Genomic DNA, 18992 nt, shown 5'->3' with positions numbered 1-18992 from the left:
CCCGCAGACCCCGGGCGAGGTCGTCCCGCGCCTCCAGCACCAGCCGCCGCAGCGCCGGCGCCGCGTCCGCGTGCGCCGCCAGCCACGCGTCCGCCGCCGCCAGCGTCGAGGCATCGCTCTGGAGGGCCGGGAACAGGCCCTTCACCACGGTCATCCCGATCTGGATCGACCGCTCGGCCCACACCCGCTCGATCGCCTCGAAGTACTTGTCCGTGTACGGCGCGAGCAACTCCCGCTGTGACGACTGCTCGAAGCCCGTGATCGTCGCCTCCACCAGTGCGTTGGACAGCGCGTCCGACTCCACGACGCCCGCCCACGCCTGCGCCTTGACCGCCGCCGAGGGCCGCGAGGCCAGGCACCGCACCTGGTGCCGCTTCCCGGAAGCCGTGTCGTCGCGGGCCAGTTCGGCGTCGATCGCCGACTCGTCGGCCACCCCGTGCGCGGCCAGCGGGGACAGGAACGTCCACCGGAGCTCCTGGTCGACGTCGAGCCCGTCGATCCGAGCCGTTGTGTCGAGCAGCCCGGACAGCAGCTGGAAGTCCGTGTCCGACGCGGCGACCGCCGCGAAGAACCGGGCCCACGCCAGCTGGTGCTCACTGCCCGGCGCCGCGAGCCGCAGCTCGCGCAGCGCGCCCTCGGCCAGCGCCCGGCCGCCCTCCTCGCGCCATGCGGGCGCCGCGTAGTGCACCAGCGCGGTCCGGGTCCAGGCGTGCAGCATCTGCAGGACGCCGATGTCCGTCTCCCGGCCGGAGAAGTCCAGGACCAGCGAGACGAAGTCGCGGGTCGGCATCAGGCCGTCCCGGGTCAGGTTCCACAGCGCGGACCAGCACAGCGCCCGCGCGAGCGGGTCCGTGATGTCACCGAGGTGCGAGCGGAGCGTGGCCAGCGACACCTCGTCGAAGCGGACCTTGCAGTACGTCAGGTCGTCGTCGTTGACGAGGATCAGCTCGGGCCGTTCGGCCCCGGCCAGCTCCCCGATCACCGTGCGCGGCCCCGCCACGTCCACCTCGGCCCGTGCGTAACGCACCAGGTCGCCGCCGGAGTCGCGCCGGTACAGACCGACCGCGACGCGGTGCGGGCGCAGCTCCGGGTAGGACCGGTCCGCCTCCTGGAGGACGGCCAGTTCGGTGATCCGGTCCGCGGCGTCGTACGTCACCAGCGGGGTCAGCGCGTTGACGCCCGCGGTCTGCAGCCAGGAGCGTGACCAGCCGGTCATGTCCCGCCCGGACGTCTCGGCCAGCACCGACAGCAGGTCGCCCAGCTGGGTGTTGCCGTACGCGTGCTTCTTGAAGTAGCGGCGGGCGCCCTCCATGAACGCGTCCCGGCCCACATAGGCCACCAGCTGCTTGAGCACCGAGGCGCCCTTGGCGTAGGTGATGCCGTCGAAGTTGAGCTTGGCGTCCTCCAGGTCACGGATGTCGGCCGTGACCGGGTGTGTGGACGGCAGCTGGTCGGCGCGGTAGGCCCAGGACTTGCGGTTGTTGGCGAAGGTGATCCAGCCGTCCTCGAACCGGGTCGACTCCACCATGGCGAAGACGCCCATGAAGTCGGCGAACGACTCCTTGAGCCACAGGTCGTCCCACCACTGCATGGTGACGAGGTCGCCGAACCACATGTGCGCCATCTCGTGCAGGATGACGTTGGCCCGGCTCTCGTACGCCGCCTGCGTCACCTTCCCGCGGAAGATGTACTCCTCGCGGAACGTGACGCAGCCCGGGTTCTCCATCGCGCCGAGGTTGTACTCGGGCACGAACGCCTGGTCGTACTTCCCGAACGGGTACGGGTAGTCGAAGTTGTCGTGGAAGAAGTCCAGGCCCTGCTTGGTGATCAGGAAGACGTCGTCGGCGTCGAAGTGCCGGGCGAGCCCCTTGCGGCACAGCGCGCCGAGCGGGATCTCCAGCTTCGTGCCGTCGTCGAAGGTGCGGGTGTAGGAGTCGGTCACGTAGTGGTACGGGCCGGCCACGACCGCCGTGATGTACGTGGAGATCGGCTTCGTCCCGGCGAACCGCCAGACCCCGCCCTCCCGGGACTCCTCGGCGCCGTTGCTCCAGACCGTCCACGCCTCGGGCGCCGTCACCCGGAAACGGAACGGGGCCTTCAGGTCGGGCTGCTCGAAGTTGGCGAAGACGCGCCGCGAGTCCGCCGGCTCGTACTGCGTGTAGAGGTAGACCTCGCCGTCCTCCGGGTCGACGAAGCGGTGCATCCCCTCGCCGGTCCGGCTGTACGCGCACTGCGCGTCCACCACCAGGACGTGTTCGCCCTCCGGCAGATCCGCCAGTGCCACCCGGGTCCCGTCGAAGACGGCCGCCGGGTCCAGCGCCGTGCCGTTCAGCGTCACCGCGTTCACGGCCGGAGCGATCAGATCGGCGAAGGTCGACGCACCGGCGCGCGCCGTGCGGAACCGGATCGTGGTCACCGAGCGGAACGTCCGCGGACCGGAGTCCGGCCCGCCGTCCCCGCCGGGCTCACCGATGGCGGACCGGACGTCGAGCTCGACGTCGTATCCGTCGACGGTCAGCAGCTCGGCCCGCTCGCGGGCCTCGTCGCGGGACAGGTTTTCACCGGGCACGAGCACACTCCTTTGTGTCACGTTCGAATAGTTTGATACTCCCATGCCACCTCCCGGCCCGGCATGCGGGAATGGCCGGAGCGTCCTGCGGTGTTCTCGCGCACAGATGGAGATCGGTCCGCTTGAGGAGAGACATGTCTGACAACAGCACGGCCACCCGCAAGATCCCCGCCGATTTCTGGTTCGACCCGCTCTGTCCCTGGGCCTGGATGACCTCCCGCTGGATGCTGGAGGTGGAGAAGGTCCGCGACGTCGAGGTCCGCTGGCACGTGATGAGCCTGGCCGTTCTCAACGAGGACAAGCTCGACGAGCTGCCGGAGGAGTACCGCGACCTCCTGGAGAACAAGGCCTGGGGCCCGGTACGCGTCGTCGTCGCCGCCCAGCAGAAGCACGGCGACGACATCGTCGGACCCCTCTACACCGCGCTCGGCACCCGCTTCCACAACCAGGGCGAGGGTCCCACCCGCGAGGCGATCGTGGGCGCGCTCCAGGACGTCGGCCTGCCGGCCGAGCTGGCGGACTTCGCGGACTCGGACGTGTACGACGCCGAGCTGCGCGCCTCCCACAAGGAGGGCATCGACAAGGTCGGCCAGGACGTCGGCACCCCGGTCATCGCCGTGCCGGGCGCGAACGGCGAGCAGATCGCCTTCTTCGGCCCGGTCGTCACCCCCGCGCCGAAGGGCGAGGAGGCGGCGAAGCTGTGGGACGGCACGCTGCTGGTCGCGTCGATCCCCGGCTTCTACGAGATCAAGCGGACCCGGACGGCGGGGCCCGACTTCACGTGACCACCAGGGTGCGGGCACCGTGGGTCACGGAGCCCGCACCCGGCGCAGCCCCAGTGAACGGAGAACCGCATGAGAGTACGTCCCGGACTCCCGTCCGAAGCCGCGGAACTGACCGGGCTCGCCCTGCGCTCGAAGGGTCACTGGGGCTACGACGAGGCGTTCCTCGCCGCGTGCCGTGACGAACTCACCATGGCCCCCGCCGACATCGACCGCCGCCGGACCGCGGTCGCCGAGGAGGACGGCCGGGTCCTCGGCTTCACCACGCTGGAGGGAGCGCCGCCCGCCGGCGTGCTCGGCATGATGTTCGCCGAGCCGGACGCGCTGGGGCGCGGGGTGGGCCGGCTGCTCTTCGGGCACGTCGTCGCCGAGGCCCGCAGGCTCGGCTTCGCGCGCTTCACGATCGACGCCGATCCGAACGCCGAGGGGTTCTATCGCGCCATGGGAGCCGTCCGCATCGGGGCGACGCCGTCCGGATCGGTCCCGGGCCGCGAGCTGCCGTTGCTGGAGTTCACACTCACGCCACGCTGAACCCTTGCCGCGGGCTCGCACTCTCGTTCATGATCGGCGGCATGTCAGCCGACGTCCCCGCGGACATGACACCGGACCCGGAGCCGGACCCCCGCCTGCCGCGCCAGGTCCGGATCGGACACGGGCCCGGCTCGCCGCGCACCGGCACGTTCGCCGTCCTGCCGGGGCCGGCCCCGCGCCACCACCTCGCCGGCGTCCCGGCCGTCGCCAGCCCGTGGCCGCCGCACCGGTCCCGAGTCCTGCTCCAGGAAGAGCCCGCCCATGCCGACTGACCCCGAGATCGCCGCGGCCGCCGCCGAACGGGGCGTCCTGTGCCATGTGGACGCCTGCATCGGCGGCTGGCTGCTGCCCCATCTGCGGCGCGCGGGACAGGAGATACCGCCGTTCGACCTCTCCGTCCCCGGCGTCACCTCGCTCTCCGTGGACCTGCACAAGTACGGCTACGCGGACAAGGGCGCCTCCGTGGTGCTCTACCGGGACGCCGGGCTCCGCCGCCACCAGTACTTCGCCCACGCGGGCTGGCCCGGCTACCCGGTCGTCAACCCGACCGTCCAGGGCACCAAGCCGGCAGGGCTGCTGGCGCAGGCGTGGGCGGTGCTGCGGTACGTCGGCGAGGACGGCTACACCGCACTGGCCGCCCGGGTGGCCGAGGCCTCCGGCCGGCTGCTCGCGGGGCTGCGCGCGACGGCGGGCGTACGGGTGCTCGGCGATCCCTCGGCCGGACTCGTCGCCTTCACCGTCGTGGACGGCCCGGACGGCGAGCCCGGACTGAGCCTGCTGCTGCACCTCGCGGACGAGATGCGCGAGCGCGGCTGGTACCTCCAGCCGCAGCTCTCCTTCGACGGGCTGCCGCCCAATCTCCACCTCACGCTCACCCCGGCCACGGTCGGCCAGGTGGACGCCCTGCTCACCGACCTCGATACGGCGCTGCACGCGGCCCGCGCCCTGCCCCCGGTCGTGGTGGACCCCGCCCTCGCCGAGCTGGCCGCGGGGCTCGACCCGTCGAAGCTCGGCCCGGACGAGATCGAGGCGGTCCTGGCCTTCGCGGGCCTCACCGGCGACGGCGGCCTGCCGGCCCGGATGGCCCCGGTCCTGATCCTGCTGGACGCCCTGCCCGGGCCGCTGAAGGAACGGCTGCTCGCGGAGTTCGTGGGGTCGGTCTTCCGGATCTGACGGCCGGTTCGGCGACCGGGCCGAGCCGGTCGGCCGGAAGCTCCGGCACGGTCTCCTCCCGCACTTCGCGCACCGCCGCCGGCACATCGCCCTCACCGGCCCCGACCCCGCCGCCGGCCGTGAACCACCAGCGTGCCCCCACAGCAACAGCAGCCCTTCCGGCCCTGCTCTCCCGTACGGCTCAGGAGTAGAAGTTCCGCTGCCACCGGTGCTTGGCCAGCACGCCGAGCTGGTCCGCGGTGAGCGGACGCCCGTCGCTGAGCGCGGTGTTGCGCTCCACGTTGCGCACACTGCGCATACCGGGGATGACGGTGGAGACCGCGGGCGAACTCAGCACGAACCGCAGCGCGTACTCCGCGACCGCGTCCTGCTCGATGCCCAGGTCCGCGACGATCGCCGCCACCCGCCGTTCGACCTGGGCCGGTCGGTCGTCGCGGAAGTAGCGGTTGCGCCAGTCGCCCTCGGGGAACGTCGTGCCGGCGGTGATCCGGCCGGTCAGCCCGCCCTCGTCCAGGGCCACCCGGACGATGACCCCGACACCGTGCTCCTCGCAGGCCGGCAGCAGTTCGTCGGCCGGTGCCTGGTCGAACACGTTGTAGATGACCTGGACGCTGTCCACCGCACCGCTGCGGACCAGCGCGAGCGCGCTCTCGGGCCGGTGGTCGTTGACGGAGACCCCGAACAGGCGGATCTTCCCCTCCCGCTTCAGCTCGGCGACCGTCTCCAGCCAGTCCCCGCGCCCCACCCACTCGTCGTGCCAGACGTGGAACTGGAGCACGTCGAAGTGGTCCAGGCCGGATGCGCGCAGACTGGTCTCCAGGCTCGTACGGATGTACTCGCCCGGGAACGCCTGCGCCGGGTCCGTGCCGTCCGCCGGGGGCCACACCCCGTTCTTCGGCGGCACCTTGGTCGCGACCAGTACGTCGTCCCCGGCCCGCTCCCGCACGACCTGTCCGACGATGCGCTCGCTCTCGCCGTAGCCGCGCGCCGTGTCGATGAAGTTCACGCCGAGGTCGACGGCCCGGTGGAGGGCGCGTACGGATTCGTCCTCCGTCGCGCCCACCCAGCTGGACTCGCCGATGCCCCACGCGCCGTAGCCGATCTCGGACACCGGCAGTCCGCTGCGTCCCAGCTCGCGGTAGCGCACAATCATCCTCCACGTCATGGTTCCCGTGCCGGCCGGAGCCAGGGCTCCGTACCGGCAAATGACGTTGACGATAGGTGACTTGTGCGTTGAGGTCAGGCGATTTTCGGTGCGTCGGCCCACGGTACGGGCGCGGCGCGCGGCCCGGGGCCGGTGCGCCTACGGGCTGACCAGGCCGTGGACCGTGACCGGGTCGCCGACGCTCACCACGCCCTCGCAGACCACCGCGTTCTTCACGCCGAAGCTGACCCGGTTGCCGTACTCCGCCTCGCGCCGGTACGTCGCCAGGGTCCGGACCGGTTCCGGGCCCCTGCGGCGGCCGGTGCTCTGGTCGACGAGCGGGACGCTGCACCGCATCGCCCGTACCGAGTGGGCGAGTTCGACGGAGCCCAGGGTCATCCGGCGCACCCGGTCCTCGAAGTGCGGTTCATCCTTGCCGGTCAGGACGATGTTGGGCCGGAAGCGGTCCATCGGGACGGCGTCGGCGTCGCCCCGTGCGGCGATCCGGGCGTTCAGGTCGTCCAGGGAGGCCGTCGAGGTGACCAGCACCGCGTGCGCGTCGGCGAAGTTGACCTTGCCGGGGGTGTCGCCCCAGCCGTCCCGGTCGAAGCCGGGGGCCGCCCGCACCAGGCGGGACTTGGCTCCCAGCACGTCGGAGAACCACTCCGCGGCCGTGCCCCCCTGGTCGACGGCCGCGCCGAGGGGGCGGTCGAACATGCTGACGTCGCGGCGCGGGCCGTCCCGGTCGACGTCCAGACGCAGGGGTTCGACGCCCTCGGCGCTGAGCGTCAGCACCGCCCCGGACCGCAGGATCCCGACCCTGATCGCGGCCATCGCGGGGTGCGTGCGCTGGCTGCGGAAGGCGCCGTTCGCGGCGTCCACCACCATGAAGGTCCGGTCGTGCTCAAGGCCGGTACCGATGACCTGCGCGGAGCCGGCAGCGGTTCCCGCGCAGCCCTTGACCGGGTAGTACACCAGCTCTCGCACGGTGATCGTCATGATGTCCTCTCCGGAAAACACGCTGGGGCCCCATCATCCCATTCACCTCGCATGAGGTAAGTTCCCTTTAGGAACTTAGGTGGGTCGAGAGGGGAACATGCCATGACGCAGGCGCGGTGGGCCGAGGTCGACGACTACTTCAACGCTCTGCTGGTGGGCTCGGACGAGGCGCTGGAAGCGGCGGTGGAGGCCAGTGACAGGGCCGGGCTGCCGGCGATCCAGGTCGCCGCCAACCAGGGGAAGCTGCTGAACCTGCTGGCCCGGCTCCAGGGGGCGCGCACCGTTCTGGAGATCGGCACCCTGGGCGGATACAGCACCATCTGGCTGGCCCGCGCGCTGCCCGAGGGCGGCAGGGTCGTCACGCTCGAAGCCGATCCGGAGTGCGCCGAGGTGGCGCGCCGGAACATCGAGCGCGCCGGCCTGGCGGATGTCGTGGAGATCCGGGTCGGCCTGGCCCTCGACACGCTGCCGGAGCTCGCGGAGCAGGGGTACGGGCCGTTCGACGTCGTGTTCATCGATGCCGACAAGCCGAGCAACCCCGACTACCTGGCCTGGTCGCTGAAGCTGACCCGGCCCGGGAGCCTGATCGTCGCCGACAACGTCGTGCGCGACGGAGAGGTGGTCGACGCCGGGAGCGAGGACCCGAAGGTTCAGGGAGTGCGCCGGTTCACCGAACTCGTCGCGGCCGAGCCGACCTTGACCGCGACCGCACTGCAGACCGTCGGCAGCAAGGGGTACGACGGGCTGCTGATGGCCCTCGTCACCGGCTAGGTCCCGGAGCCGGGTTGATACGATCACGCGTTCCCGGCTATCACCTTGTGGAGAGACCATTGCAGCGCCCCCTTGCCCCGCTTGTTGTCGCCGCGGCACTGCTATGCGCTGGATGCTCCGGGGAATCGGGATCGGGATCGGCGCGAGAGGCGGAGAGGCCTGGGAAAGCCTCCCAGTCCCACTCGGCGGCGGACCACGGGGCAGCGGTACGGGCCGCGGTGGCCGCGACGAAAAGGAGCAGCGCCCGGATCGATGAGCAGATCGAGATAGGGGACGGCACCACCAACTACGTCGTCTCGATCAAGGGTGACTTCGACTGGGCGGGCGCCAGGGGGCGCCTCGGGGTTGCCCTCCACAATGCGGCGACTCCTCGGAAGACGTCGCCCCGCATGGAGGAGATCTTCGACGGCGACACCGTCTACATGGGTGGATTCGCCGAGATGGAAGGCTCCTGGGGATCGATTCGCCGGGACAAGGCCGAGGCTCATTACGTGCTGCGGGCACCGATGAACGACCCCGAACACGTCTTGCGCCAGGTGGCGCAGATGCGCCAGACCTCGAAGGTCGGTGAGGAGACAGTGAGCGGCACGCCCGCAGTTCACTACCGCGGTGTGCTCACCGATGAGACGGTCACGCTGCGGATGGCGAAGGACATGCGGGCCAAGACCGGCACCATGCGAGAACAGGTTGGTGGGATCACCGTGTACGCGGATGCCTGGGTCGACCGGAACGGGCGGATCGTGCGCACCAGGCTCGACTGGCCCATGGGAGCGGCGGGCGCCAGGGCGACGATGGATCTGGCGTACCACGGGAAGGCGGTGCGGGTGAATGCTCCGGACCCCGGCAAGGTCGTCCCCATGCCGGCTGTCGGCGGCCCGCTGCCCGGCTGACCTGCCCCCTGCCGCGCAACATGACAGAAGGGCCCTCGCCTGTCTCGTTCAGGCGGGGGCCCTTCTTCCATCCGCCTGCCCGGTGAGGGTTGAGGGGACGATCACGAGGCAGGACGTTCATGTGCCTCCCGGCCAGGGGGCGAGCAGCAGTACGTCGGCGCGCTCCTCGGCGGCCGCGCAACGCTTCGCCGGTTCACCGAACTCGTCGCGGCCGAGCCGAGGTTGACCTCGACCGCGCTGCAGACCGTGGGGGCATGGGACACGACGGGCTGATGATCGCCCTGGTCTGTGGCTGACACCTGCATGGGATGCTCGCGATGATCAAGGCAAGCGGTCAAAGGGGTGAGGAGTGTCCAGGGTGGGGATCGGGAGAAGAACATCGGCGACGCTGTTCGCCGTCGCGATGATGGGCGGGATGGCCGGCAGTTCCCGAGCTTGATCCTGTGCTCGCCGGATCAGGCTCCGCGCACCAGGGCAGGCGAGCGGCTCGTTCAGCTCACGCACGGCTCCGGCGGCGGCGAAGTGTCGGTGCACGTACCGGAGAGGGGAGGGTCCGTGCCCCGGGGTATCGACTTCAGTTTCGGCGACGCCCCGGTGCTGCTCGAACTCGACGACTACGACGAGCCGGTGCGGGTGAAGCAGCCCAGCCGTGCGGACATCGTTCGCGCCGAAGAGGTGCAGGGGCTGGACCTGACCTCCGGCTGACTGCCGGCCGGCACAGCGCTCCGGGACAAGGCCGAAAGAACTTTTCTCCGCCTCGGGGCGAGCCCCTGCCTGCTCGCCCCGAGCTGGACAGCGTTCGGCGTCGGGAGAGGAAAACGTTCGACAGGTGGGGCGGGGGCGGTGATGATCGGATGCATGAGTTTGCGCATAAGTGACCCGGTTCGTATCGGCACGGAACAGGTGGCGGGAGGGCGGCTGCTGGGCTGGGCCGAGTGGGGGCCGCTGGACGGGGTGCCGGTGCTGTTGTCGCCCGGTGCGGCTACCAGCAGGCATCTCGGGTTCGGTGCCGATGTGCTGGACGGGCTCGGTGTGCGGCTGATCTCCGTCGACCGCCCCGGTCTGGGGGTCTCCTCGCCTGCGCCGGGGCGTACGTTCGGTGACTCCGTCGGCGACGTCCGCGCGTTCGCCGCCCTGCGTGGCCTGGAGCGGCCCCTGATGGTCGGCAACTCGCAGGGGGCGCCCTTCGCCCTCGCCTGTGCCGCTGCCGGAGTGGTCGGCGCGCTCGCGGTGGTCTCCGGCGCGGACGAGGTCGCCGCACCTCGGTTCGCCGACGCGCTTCCGGACGAACTGCGGCACCTCGTCGAACTGGCGGTGTCCGACCCGGCCGCCGCAGAGAAGCTCTTTGCCGGGTTCACCCCGCAGGTGATGTGGGACATGGTCATGTCCGGCAGCCCGGAGTGCGACCTCGCCGTCTATCGACAGCCCGCGTTCGCGGCCGCCTACCGGCGCGCGCTCGACGAAGCCTTCGCGCAGGGGGCCGACGGCTATGCCCGGGACACCGTTCTGGCCATGGGGCACTGGGGCATCGAACTCTCGGACATCGACGTACCGGTGGACCTCTGGTACGGGGAGAAGGACACCGGCCACTCGCCCGACCAGGGGGCCGGTCTGACCTCGCGCATCCCCCGGGCGGTCCGGCACCTGGTGCCGGATGCCGGCGGGGCGGTGCTCTGGACACACGCCGAGCAGATGCTGAGCACCCTGCTGAAGCACACCCCTGCCTCCTGACCCCTACCCCTGGCGCGGAACGTGACAGAAGGACCCCCGCCTGTCACGTCCAGGCGAGGGTCCCCCCTTCATCCGCCTGCCCGGTGAAGGTTGAGAAGACGATCACGAGGCAGGACGTTCAAGCGTGCCTCCCGGTCAGGGGGCGAGCAGCAGCACGTCGGCGCGCTCCTTGGCGGCCGCGTAACGCTTCGCCACGTCCTGCCAGTTGACGACGGCCCACATCGCCTCGATGAAGTCGACCTTCTGGTTCTTGTACTGGAGGTAGAAGGCGTGCTCCCAGGCGTCGAAGACCAGGACCGGGACGGAGCCCTGGCCGACATTGCCCTGGTGGTCGTAGACCTGCTCGACGATCAGCCTGCCGCTGACCGGCTCGTACGCGAGGACGCCCCAGCCGGAGCCCTGCGTGGTGGCCGCGGCCTTCGTCAGCTGGGACTTGAAGCCCGCGAAGGAGCCGAAGGATTCGGTGATCGCGTCCGCGAGGCCGCCGACACCGTCCGCGGCGAGGGGCTCGCCGCCGCCGTCACCGGTCATGTTGTGCCAGTAGATCGAGTGCAGGATGTGGCCGGAGAGGTGGAACGCGAGGTTCTTCTGGAGCCCGTTGATCGCTCCCCAGGCCCCCTTGTCGCGCGCCTCCTCCAGCTGCTCCAGGGTGTCGTTCGCGCCCTTCACGTACGCGGCGTGGTGCTTGTCGTGGTGGAGCTCGACGATCTGCGGATTGATGACCGGTTCGAGCGCCGCGTAGTCGTACGGGAGTTCCGGGAGCGTGTACGTGGCCATGATTCGAACCCTCCAGCTGCTGTCCTGTTGTTATTGCAATCTATATGCAAGAGCAGGCTAACAGCAGCAGTGGCTGAGGGGAGGTCAGTCCTTCGGCGTAGGACTCCGGCCCTCCCCCGTCCGCGCGGCCCGACCTCCCCGGCCCGTACCCGGCGCCCCCTCATCCGCAGCAGTCCGCGGGCTTCGGTCCGCCGGCGGCCGGGTGGGGGACGGCGCCCGGTCAGGCCGCGCCGCCCGGAGCGCACGGTGCTCAGCCCGTCGTCCAGTGCCGGGCGTGCGGGGGTGCCCCGCCGCGAGGGTCACGTTCCGCCGTCACCAGGGCGTGCTGCTGATGATGCGCTTCCACCGGATCGACGGGCCGTTCTGCCGCAACTGCGCCACGGTGGTCTACCGAGAGGAGACCGCCGGGACCCTCTGGCAGGGCTGGTGGTCGCCTGGGCGGTCTGGGGGATCGCGAACATCGTCAACGACGTCACCTCCTGAGCCGGGAGCGCCGGCCCGGCCCGACGGCCGCGGCGCCGGCGGCCCTCAGGCCCCCGCACCCGCGGAGCGCCGCTGCCGCAGGACGCCGATGACGATCAGTACCGCCGTCAGCGCGCCCGTCGCCAGCAGCTGGTCGCGGGTGCCGGGCTGGCGGAGCATCAGGAAGAAGATGCCGACCATGGCCACCAGGGCCACCACCGTCAGGACCGGGAACAGCCACATCCGGACCACCAGCTTCTGCGGCTCCTCGCGCTCCAGCCGGGCGCGCAGGATCAGCTGGGAGACGGCGATGAAGATCCAGACGACCAGGATCACCGCGCCGGTCATGTTGAGCAGCCAGGGGAAGACGTCGTCCGGACGCCAGTAGCTCAGCAGCACGCACAGGAAGCCGAACACGGACGAGACCAGGACCGCGCGGCGCGGCACGCCGGACGAGACCCTGCCGAGCCGCTTCGGGCCCTGGCCGCGGGCGACCAGGGAGCAGGCCATGCGCGAGGCACCGTAGATGTTGGCGTTCATCGCGGAGAGCAGCGCCACCAGGATGACCACGTTCATGATCTCCGCGGCGCCGCTGATGCCGAGGTGGTCCAGGGCCGCGTAGAAGGGGCCGACCGACACGACCTTCGGGTCGTCCCACGGGACCAGCGTGACGATGACCGCCATCGAGCCGACGTAGAAGAGCGCGATCCGCCACATCGCCGTCCGCACGGCCTTCGCGACACCGCGCACCGGGTTCTCGGACTCGGCCGCGGCGATGGTGACGGTCTCCAGACCGCCGTACGCGAAGACGGAGGCGAGCAGCCCGATGACCAGCCCCTCGGAGCCGTTCGGCATGAAGCCGCCCTCACCGCTGAGGTTGGCGGTGCCGGGGGCGTCCGTGTCCGGGAGCACGCCGAGGACCGCCAGCACGCCCAGCACCAGGAACAGTGTGATCGCGACGACCTTGAGCGCGGCGAACCAGAACTCGAACTCGCCGAACTTCGTCACCGAGGCCAGGTTCGTCCCCAGGAACACCACCATGAACAGCGCCACCCAGGCCCACTCCGGAGTCCCGGGCAGCCAGCCGGTGACGATCTTCGCCGCCCCGATCCCTTCGAGGCCGACGGCGACGCAGAGCAGCACCCAGAACGCCCAGCCCGCCGTGAACCCCGCCCACGGGCCGATCGCCCGCTCGGCGTGCACGGAGAAGGAGCCGGACGCCGGATTGGCCGCCGACATCTCGCCGAGCATCCGCATCACGAGCATGACCAGCAGCCCGGAGCAGGCGTACGCGATGACGATGGAGGGGCCCGCCGCGGCGATTCCCGCGCCGGAGCCGACGAACAGCCCGGCGCCGATGACACCGCCGAGGGCGATCATCGACAGATGGCGCTGCTTGAGTCCGTGGGTGAGGGCCGAGTCGGTCCCGCTGGCGGAGGTGACGGCCGGGGTGCCGGTGGGGGGAGGCACGGAGGTCCGAGGCATGGACGAACTCTGTTCGCTCGGTGAGATGGGGGGACGTGTCCCAGTCTGGACGCGCGCACCGTTCAGGCGGAACGGATGTCCGCTATACGGGCACCATGCTCACACAAGGTGCACATCCCGCTGCTCGGAGCGGGGCGCCGCAGGGGCGCCACCAAGGCTCTTCCGGGGCCCTTGCCGCGACTCTGCCGCGACTCCGCCGCGGTCCTGCTGTGACCCTGACGCGGTCCGGTCGCCGTCCGGTCGCCGTCCGGTCGCGGTTCGGTCGTTTAGAGGGAGTCAACAGTCGGCTCCCGGTGTCCTTCCCGGTCCGCAGGTGGTTGATCCGCTCCCACCTCAGTGATGAGCATCACGTCCAGGGGCGATTGTGTGCCGCTCTTTGTGCGAATCCCACCAATCCCTCAACCGCCGCTTTGTGGGCCGCTGATGGTGATCGGGCGTGGCTGCGTCGGATAGCGTCGGGCTCAGCCCTGTCCCCACCTGCCCTCACCTCGCGGAGTCCCGATGAGTACTGCTGCCGCCGCCCCCGTCCGTACCGGAGCGGTCCTCGCCGACCTGCTGCCCGCCGCCCGGCACCGCTACGCGGTGGACACCGCCCTGGTGCTCGGCGGCGCCGCGCTCACCGGCATAGCCGCCCAGATCGCCGTGCCGGTCCCCGGCTCCCCGGTCCCGGTCACCGGTCAGACCTTCGCCGCGCTGCTGGTCGGCACCGCGCTCGGCGCCCGCCGCGGCTTCCTGGCCCTCGCCGTGTACGCGCTCGTCGGCATGGCGGGCATGCCGTGGTTCTCGGCCGGCAGCTCCGGTGCCGGCGGCGCCTCGTTCGGCTATGTGCTCGGCATGCTGCTCGCCGCGACCGTGGTCGGCGGCCTCGCCCGCCGCGGCGGCGACCGTTCGGTGCTGCGTACGGCGGGCACGATGGTGCTCGGTTCGGCGCTCATCTACGCGGTCGGCGTGCCCTATCTGGCGCTGTCCACCGGCATGTCGGCGAGCGCCGCGATCGCGGCCGGCCTGACGCCGTTCCTGCTCGGCGACGCGCTGAAGGCGGCGCTCGCGATGGGCGCGCTGCCCGCGTCCTGGAAGCTCATCGGGCGTCGCGGCTGACGCCGTAACTCCCTCCGAAGAGGCTCGCCGGGTCGTACCGCGACACCAGACCGGCGAGCCTCTCGTGCGTCCGCGGGTCGTGGAAGCCGTCGGTGCGGTCCCCGCCGCCGAAGGAGAAGTTCAGCGAACGGCCCACGACGAGCGGGGCGAGGGTCCCGGCCACCTCTTCGTACAGGGCCCGGACGGAGGCCACGTCCGTACCGTCGAGCGGTGACAGCAGCCGCAGCAGGAATCCGGCCTCGCGAAACGGCACCGCGTTCTCCGCGGCCGGCCCGGTGGCCAGTGCGCCGCCCAGGTGGTTGAGCTGGACCACGGTCATCATCGGGGCCTTCCGGCCGGTCAGCTCCAGCACCCGCGCCGCGCGTTCGGGGTCCAGCCCGCTCAGCATCAGCCCGTCCCCGTAGTACGCGTGCGGGAACGGCGGGTCGTTGTGGATGGTGTGGCTGTCGGTGTACGGCATCTCCCGCAGCGAGTCCGCCGACGCGGGCCCGATCGCCCGCAGGGGCGCGACGAGGCGTTCGCCCTCGGCCGCGCTGCCGGTGTACGCGACCCGTACGGAGATGACGTAGCGGCCCCGCATCGGCTCCGGCATCTGCGGCACGTCCGGGTACACGAGTGCGGCCACCGACGACGTCAGCGCGTCGGGCACGGTCCGGGTCCACTCCAGATAGCGCCGGAGCACCCGCGCACCGGCCTCGCCGTCCCCGTCGAAGGCGAGCGAGCCGCCGTACAGCCGGGCCACCGGGGCGAGGCCGGTCTCCAGCCCCGTCACCACGCCCAGCCGGTGCCCGCCGCCGCGCAGCCCCCAGAACAGCTCGGGCTCGTCCTGCGGGGTGACATGGCGCTGCACCCCGTCGCCCGTCACCACATCGAGTGAGCGCACATGGTCGGCGGCGTACCCGAACTCCCGGGCCAGGATGCCCAGCCCGCCGCCCAGCGTGTAGGAGACGGCGCCCACCCCGGGGGCGGAGCCGTTCAGCGGGGCGAGCCCGTGCGGTGCCGCCGCCTCGACCACCTGCCCCCAGGTGGTGCCCGCCCCGACGGCGGCGGTGCGGCGCACCGGGTCGATCCGTACGGAGTCCATTCGGGCGGTACTGATCAGGACCCCGCCCTCGACGGCGCCCGGCAGGCCGTGCCCGGTGGCGTGGACGGCGACCCGGAGCCCGCCCGCGGCGGCGCGTGCCACGGCGTCACGTACGTCATCGGCCCCGGCGGCCTCGACGACGAGGTCCGGGCGGATCGTGAAACCGGTCTGGAATCCGGACGGGAATCCGGACCGGGAACCGGCAGGGGCGGCAGTCATGGCGGAGGCTCTCCAGTCGCTCGCTCGATGGGCTGACGAAGGAGAGCCTCCCCGGTATACCTGACAGGGACCGTCAGGTATGGGTGATCAGCTGTCGACGGTCCCGGCCGGGACGTCGCCGCGGCGCCGGCGCGCCTCACGCACCAAGGAGAAGGCCACCACCAGGACCGCGACCAGCAGTGAGAGCAGCACCTGCTCGCGTCCCGCGTCGTCGGTCAGCATGTAGACCAGGACGAACGAGATCATCGCGATGGTCGCCCAGGTCAGGTACGGGAAGAGCCACATCCGCACGACGAGCTTCTCGGGCGACTCGCGCAGGATGATGCCGCGCATCCGCAGCTGGGTGAAGCAGATGACCAGCCAGACGAACAGGGCGACCGCACCGGAGGAGTTCAGCAGGAACGCGAAGACGGTGTCCGGCCATTGGTAGTTGAAGAAGACGGCGACGAAGCCGAAGACGACCGAGGACAGGATGGCCGCCTGCGGCACGCCCCGCTTGTTGGTCCGGGCGAACGCCTTCGGGGCGTCACCGCGGCCGCCGAGCGAGAAGGCCATCCGGGAGGCCGTGTAGAGGCCGGAGTTGAGACAGGACAGCACGGCCGTCAGCACGATGACGTCCATCACCTGGCCGGCGTGCGGGATGCCGATCGAGTCGAGCGCGGCGACGTAGCTGCCCTTCTCCATGATCGAGGCGTCGTTCCACGGCAGCAGGGTCAGCACGACGAAGATCGAGCCCAGGTAGAAGACGGCGATCCGCCAGATCACGCTGTTGGTGGCCTTCTGGACGGCGCGCTGCGGGTTCTCCGACTCGCCGGCCGCCAGCGTCACGATCTCACTGCCCATGAAGGAGAAGACCACCATCAGCACCCCGGTGAGGATGGCGCCCGGCCCCTTGGGGAAGAAACCGCCGGTGTCGGTGAGATGGGCCAGCCCCGAGCCGGCGTTGTCCGAGCCCGGCAGTACGCCGAAGACGGCGAGCAGGCCGACGATCACGAAGGCGCCGATCGCGACCACCTTGATCCCGGCGAACCAGAACTCGAACTCGCCGTACGAGCCGACCGAGACCAGGTTCGTTGCGGTCAGCACCAGCATCACGATCAGCGCCCAGGCCCACTGCGGGACGCCCGGCACCCAGTTCTCCAGGATCTTGGCACCCGCCGTGGCCTCGACGGCGAGCACCACGACCCAGAAGAACCAGTAGAGCCAGCCGATCGAGAAACCGGCCCAGCGGCCCAGCGCCTGGTCGGCGTAGGCGGAGAAGGAGCCCGACGCCGGCCGCGCGGCGGCCATCTCCCCGAGCATCCGCATCACGAAGACGACCATCAGGCCGACCAGCGCGTACGACAGCAGGATGGCCGGTCCGGCGGCGGCGATCCCCGCGCTCGAACCCACGAAGAGGCCCGCGCCGATCACCCCGCCGATCGCGATCATCGAGAGGTGACGGTTCTTGAGACCGGCCTGGAGCCCGTCCTCGGGGCCCTTGCGGTCCGAACGGTCCGGCCCCTCGGGCTGCTGGCCCGGTCCGGCCAGAGTCGTCTGCGACGTCATGGATCGAATCCTCACGTTTTCGGATCACTCGTTGCGTGCCCGCCGCGGAACGGTGGTGAGCGGCGAGCGTTGCATTCAAGCCCGGCGAACCCTGAAAGCGGAACCCCTGAGTCCGAATCGTTGACACGATCGTTGCCTCAGTGGCTTTGCACACACAGGGTCCGCACATCAGGGCCACACCGCACCCCGTCGTCGGATACCCGGCGAAGCTCGTGCCACACTCCTCCCATGCGCGTGTACCTCGGCTCCGACCATGCCGGTTACGAACTCAAGAACCACCTCGTCGAGTGGCTCAAGGCCCAAGGCCACGAGGCCGTCGACTGTGGTCCCCACATCTACGACGCCCAGGACGACTATCCGCCGTTCTGCCTGCGCGCCGCCGAGAAGACGGCCGCCGACCCGGACAGCCTCGGGATCGTCATCGGCGGCTCCGGCAACGGCGAGCAGATGGCCGCGAACAAGGTCAAGGGCGTCCGCGCCGCACTCGCCTGGAGCGAGCAGACCGCCGCGCTGGGCCGCGAGCACAACGACGCCAACGTGATCTCCATCGGCGGCCGGATGCACACCGAGGAGGAGTGCACGAAGTTCGTCGAGATCTTCCTCGCCACCCCGTACTCCGGCGAGGAGCGGCACAGCCGCCGCATCGCGATGCTCACGGCGTACGAGAACACCGGCGAGCTTCCCCCGGTCCCGGCCCACCACCCGCAGCAGGGCTGACCGCCTCACGACCCTCCGCTGTGCCGCCGGCGCCCCCGGCGGCACAGTCATGTCCGCACCACCGCCTCACCCAGGAGAGCCGCCGCCGTGCCCGAGGGACACACGATCCACCGCCTCGCGGCGGACCACCGGGACAGGTTCGCCGGACGGCCGGTGCGGGTGAGCAGCCCGCAGGGCAAGTTCTCCGGCAGCGCCGCCCTGCTCGACGGCCGGGTGCTCGGCGGGGTGGACGCGCACGGCAAGCACCTCTTCCTCGGCTTCGAGGGGACCGGCTGGGTCCACATCCACCTCGGCCTGTTCGGCAAGCTCGGATTCGGTACGGCCCCGGCCCCGCCGCCCACCGACACGGTCCGGCTCCGGCTGCTGACCGACGAGCACCACGCGGATCTGCGCGGCCCCACCACCTGCGCGCTGATCACCGACACCGAGAAGCAGGCGATACACGACCGTCTGGGCCCCGACCCGCTGCGCCGCGACGAGGACGGCGAGCGCGCGTGGCTGCGGATCTCCCGGAGCCGGATCACCGTGGCCGCCCTGCTGCTGGACCAGAAGGTCGTCGCGGGCGTGGGCAACGTGTACCGCGCTGAGGTGCTGTTCCGGCACGGCATCGACCCGTACCGGCCCGGCAGGGGCCTCACGCGCCGCGAGTGGGACGCGATCTGGACGGACCTGGGCGAGCTGATGCGCGAGGGCGTACGGAACAACCGCATCGACACGGTCCGCCCCGCGCACCTGCCCGAGGCCATGGGCCGCCCGCCGCGGGTGGACGACCACGGCGGCGAGGTGTACGTCTACCGGCGCGCCCGGCAGGCGTGCCACATCTGCGGCACGGAAATCCGCACAGCGGACCTGTCCTCCCGGAACCTCTTCTGGTGCCCGGGCTGCCAGTCCCGCTGACCGCCCCCGTGTCCTCGATCGCCGGACGGGCTACCCGTGTCCTAGAACCCCTGGGGCAACCACGGCGCCACGTCGGACAGGAACGCCGACGACACCTCCGCCACCGCCCCCGCCC

At 71.1% G+C, this 18992-nt stretch carries 17 protein-coding genes and 2 pseudogenes; 11 read left to right on the top strand and 8 right to left on the bottom strand.

The window, feature by feature from the left end; genetic code table 11:
* On the bottom strand, nt 1–2569 hold a 2569-nt coding region (gene pepN, locus J1C73_RS01875), incomplete at its 3' end, for an aminopeptidase N (protein ID WP_207314769.1).
* Between the two features lie 134 nt (nt 2570–2703).
* Here pepN and J1C73_RS01870 point away from each other — a divergent pair.
* The 4 genes and pseudogenes from J1C73_RS01870 to J1C73_RS01855 all read left to right on the top strand — a co-directional run.
* On the top strand, nt 2704–3354 hold the full coding sequence (locus J1C73_RS01870) for a mycothiol-dependent nitroreductase Rv2466c family protein (protein ID WP_207314768.1): 651 nt from the start codon (nt 2704–2706) through the stop codon (nt 3352–3354).
* Nucleotides 3355–3423: 69 nt separating this feature from the next.
* Complete coding sequence (locus tag J1C73_RS01865) at nt 3424–3882, top strand: GNAT family N-acetyltransferase (RefSeq protein ID WP_207314767.1); 459 nt, start codon at nt 3424–3426, stop codon at nt 3880–3882.
* A gap of 41 nt (nt 3883–3923) precedes the next feature.
* The gene (locus J1C73_RS01860; protein WP_207314766.1) at nt 3924–4154 is read left to right on the top strand and encodes a hypothetical protein; all 231 of its coding nucleotides are present in this window, start codon (nt 3924–3926) and stop codon (nt 4152–4154) included.
* A 4-nt stretch (nt 4155–4158) separates the two neighbouring features.
* Nucleotides 4159–5055 (top strand): annotated as a pseudogene (locus J1C73_RS01855) (pyridoxal-dependent decarboxylase); the annotation flags it as partial.
* A 25-nt stretch (nt 5056–5080) separates the two neighbouring features.
* On the opposite strand, the pseudogene J1C73_RS35375 reads toward J1C73_RS01855, so the two are convergent.
* From J1C73_RS35375 to J1C73_RS01845, 3 genes and pseudogenes are all read right to left on the bottom strand, one after another.
* Nucleotides 5081–5197, bottom strand: a pseudogene (locus tag J1C73_RS35375) (NUDIX domain-containing protein); the annotation flags it as partial.
* A gap of 39 nt (nt 5198–5236) precedes the next feature.
* A complete protein-coding gene (locus J1C73_RS01850; protein WP_123471493.1) occupies nt 5237–6202 on the bottom strand; it encodes an aldo/keto reductase in 966 nt (321 codons plus the stop codon).
* Between the two features lie 156 nt (nt 6203–6358).
* Nucleotides 6359–7198, bottom strand: a complete 840-nt coding sequence (locus J1C73_RS01845; RefSeq protein ID WP_207314765.1) for an MOSC domain-containing protein — start codon at nt 7196–7198, stop codon at nt 6359–6361.
* Between the two features lie 102 nt (nt 7199–7300).
* Between J1C73_RS01845 and J1C73_RS01840 the strand changes: the two genes are divergently transcribed.
* The 4 genes from J1C73_RS01840 (at nt 7301) to J1C73_RS01825 (ending at nt 10590) form a co-directional block, all read left to right on the top strand.
* Nucleotides 7301–7969 carry an O-methyltransferase gene (locus J1C73_RS01840; protein ID WP_207314764.1) on the top strand — a complete coding sequence of 223 codons (669 nt, stop codon included), beginning with the start codon at nt 7301–7303 and terminating at the stop codon, nt 7967–7969.
* 47 nt (nt 7970–8016) lie between these two features.
* Complete coding sequence (locus J1C73_RS01835; protein WP_504742453.1) at nt 8017–8859, top strand: SCO4651 family lipoprotein; 843 nt, start codon at nt 8017–8019, stop codon at nt 8857–8859.
* A gap of 555 nt (nt 8860–9414) precedes the next feature.
* Entirely contained in the window at nt 9415–9564 is a 150-nt protein-coding gene (locus J1C73_RS01830) for a hypothetical protein (RefSeq protein ID WP_164494320.1), read from the top strand.
* A 153-nt stretch (nt 9565–9717) separates the two neighbouring features.
* Entirely contained in the window at nt 9718–10590 is an 873-nt protein-coding gene (locus J1C73_RS01825; protein WP_207314762.1) for an alpha/beta fold hydrolase, read from the top strand.
* A 135-nt stretch (nt 10591–10725) separates the two neighbouring features.
* On the opposite strand, the gene J1C73_RS01820 is transcribed toward J1C73_RS01825, so the two are convergent.
* On the bottom strand, nt 10726–11367 hold the full coding sequence (locus tag J1C73_RS01820) for a superoxide dismutase (RefSeq protein ID WP_207314761.1): 642 nt from the start codon (nt 11365–11367) through the stop codon (nt 10726–10728).
* Nucleotides 11368–11895: 528 nt separating this feature from the next.
* Complete coding sequence (locus J1C73_RS01815; protein ID WP_207314760.1) at nt 11896–13314, bottom strand: amino acid permease; 1419 nt, start codon at nt 13312–13314, stop codon at nt 11896–11898.
* Nucleotides 13315–13815: 501 nt separating this feature from the next.
* Here J1C73_RS01815 and J1C73_RS01810 point away from each other — a divergent pair.
* A complete protein-coding gene (locus tag J1C73_RS01810; protein WP_123471049.1) occupies nt 13816–14412 on the top strand; it encodes a biotin transporter BioY in 597 nt (198 codons plus the stop codon).
* Here the strand turns inward: J1C73_RS01810 and J1C73_RS01805 are convergent.
* Together J1C73_RS01805 and J1C73_RS01800 are read right to left on the bottom strand one after the other, a co-directional pair.
* The gene (locus J1C73_RS01805; RefSeq protein WP_207314759.1) at nt 14393–15715 is read right to left on the bottom strand and encodes an FAD-binding oxidoreductase; all 1323 of its coding nucleotides are present in this window, start codon (nt 15713–15715) and stop codon (nt 14393–14395) included. The two genes, J1C73_RS01810 and J1C73_RS01805, sit on opposite strands and share 20 nt — an antisense overlap.
* An 87-nt stretch (nt 15716–15802) precedes the next feature.
* Nucleotides 15803–17263, bottom strand: a complete 1461-nt coding sequence (locus J1C73_RS01800) for an amino acid permease (RefSeq protein ID WP_207314758.1) — start codon at nt 17261–17263, stop codon at nt 15803–15805.
* 228 nt (nt 17264–17491) lie between these two features.
* Here J1C73_RS01800 and J1C73_RS01795 point away from each other — a divergent pair, with 228 nt between their 5' ends.
* Together J1C73_RS01795 and J1C73_RS01790 are read left to right on the top strand one after the other, a co-directional pair.
* Nucleotides 17492–17980, top strand: a complete 489-nt coding sequence (locus J1C73_RS01795) for a ribose-5-phosphate isomerase (protein ID WP_073739017.1) — start codon at nt 17492–17494, stop codon at nt 17978–17980.
* Between the two features lie 87 nt (nt 17981–18067).
* On the top strand, nt 18068–18877 hold the full coding sequence (locus J1C73_RS01790) for an Fpg/Nei family DNA glycosylase (protein ID WP_207314757.1): 810 nt from the start codon (nt 18068–18070) through the stop codon (nt 18875–18877).
* The last annotated feature ends 115 nt before the right edge of the window (nt 18878–18992 follow it).

This window comes from Streptomyces laculatispora, from assembly GCF_017353455.1.
GTDB classification, from domain to species: domain Bacteria; phylum Actinomycetota; class Actinomycetes; order Streptomycetales; family Streptomycetaceae; genus Streptomyces; species Streptomyces laculatispora.
This window is presented reverse-complemented; position numbering and strand designations above follow the sequence as displayed.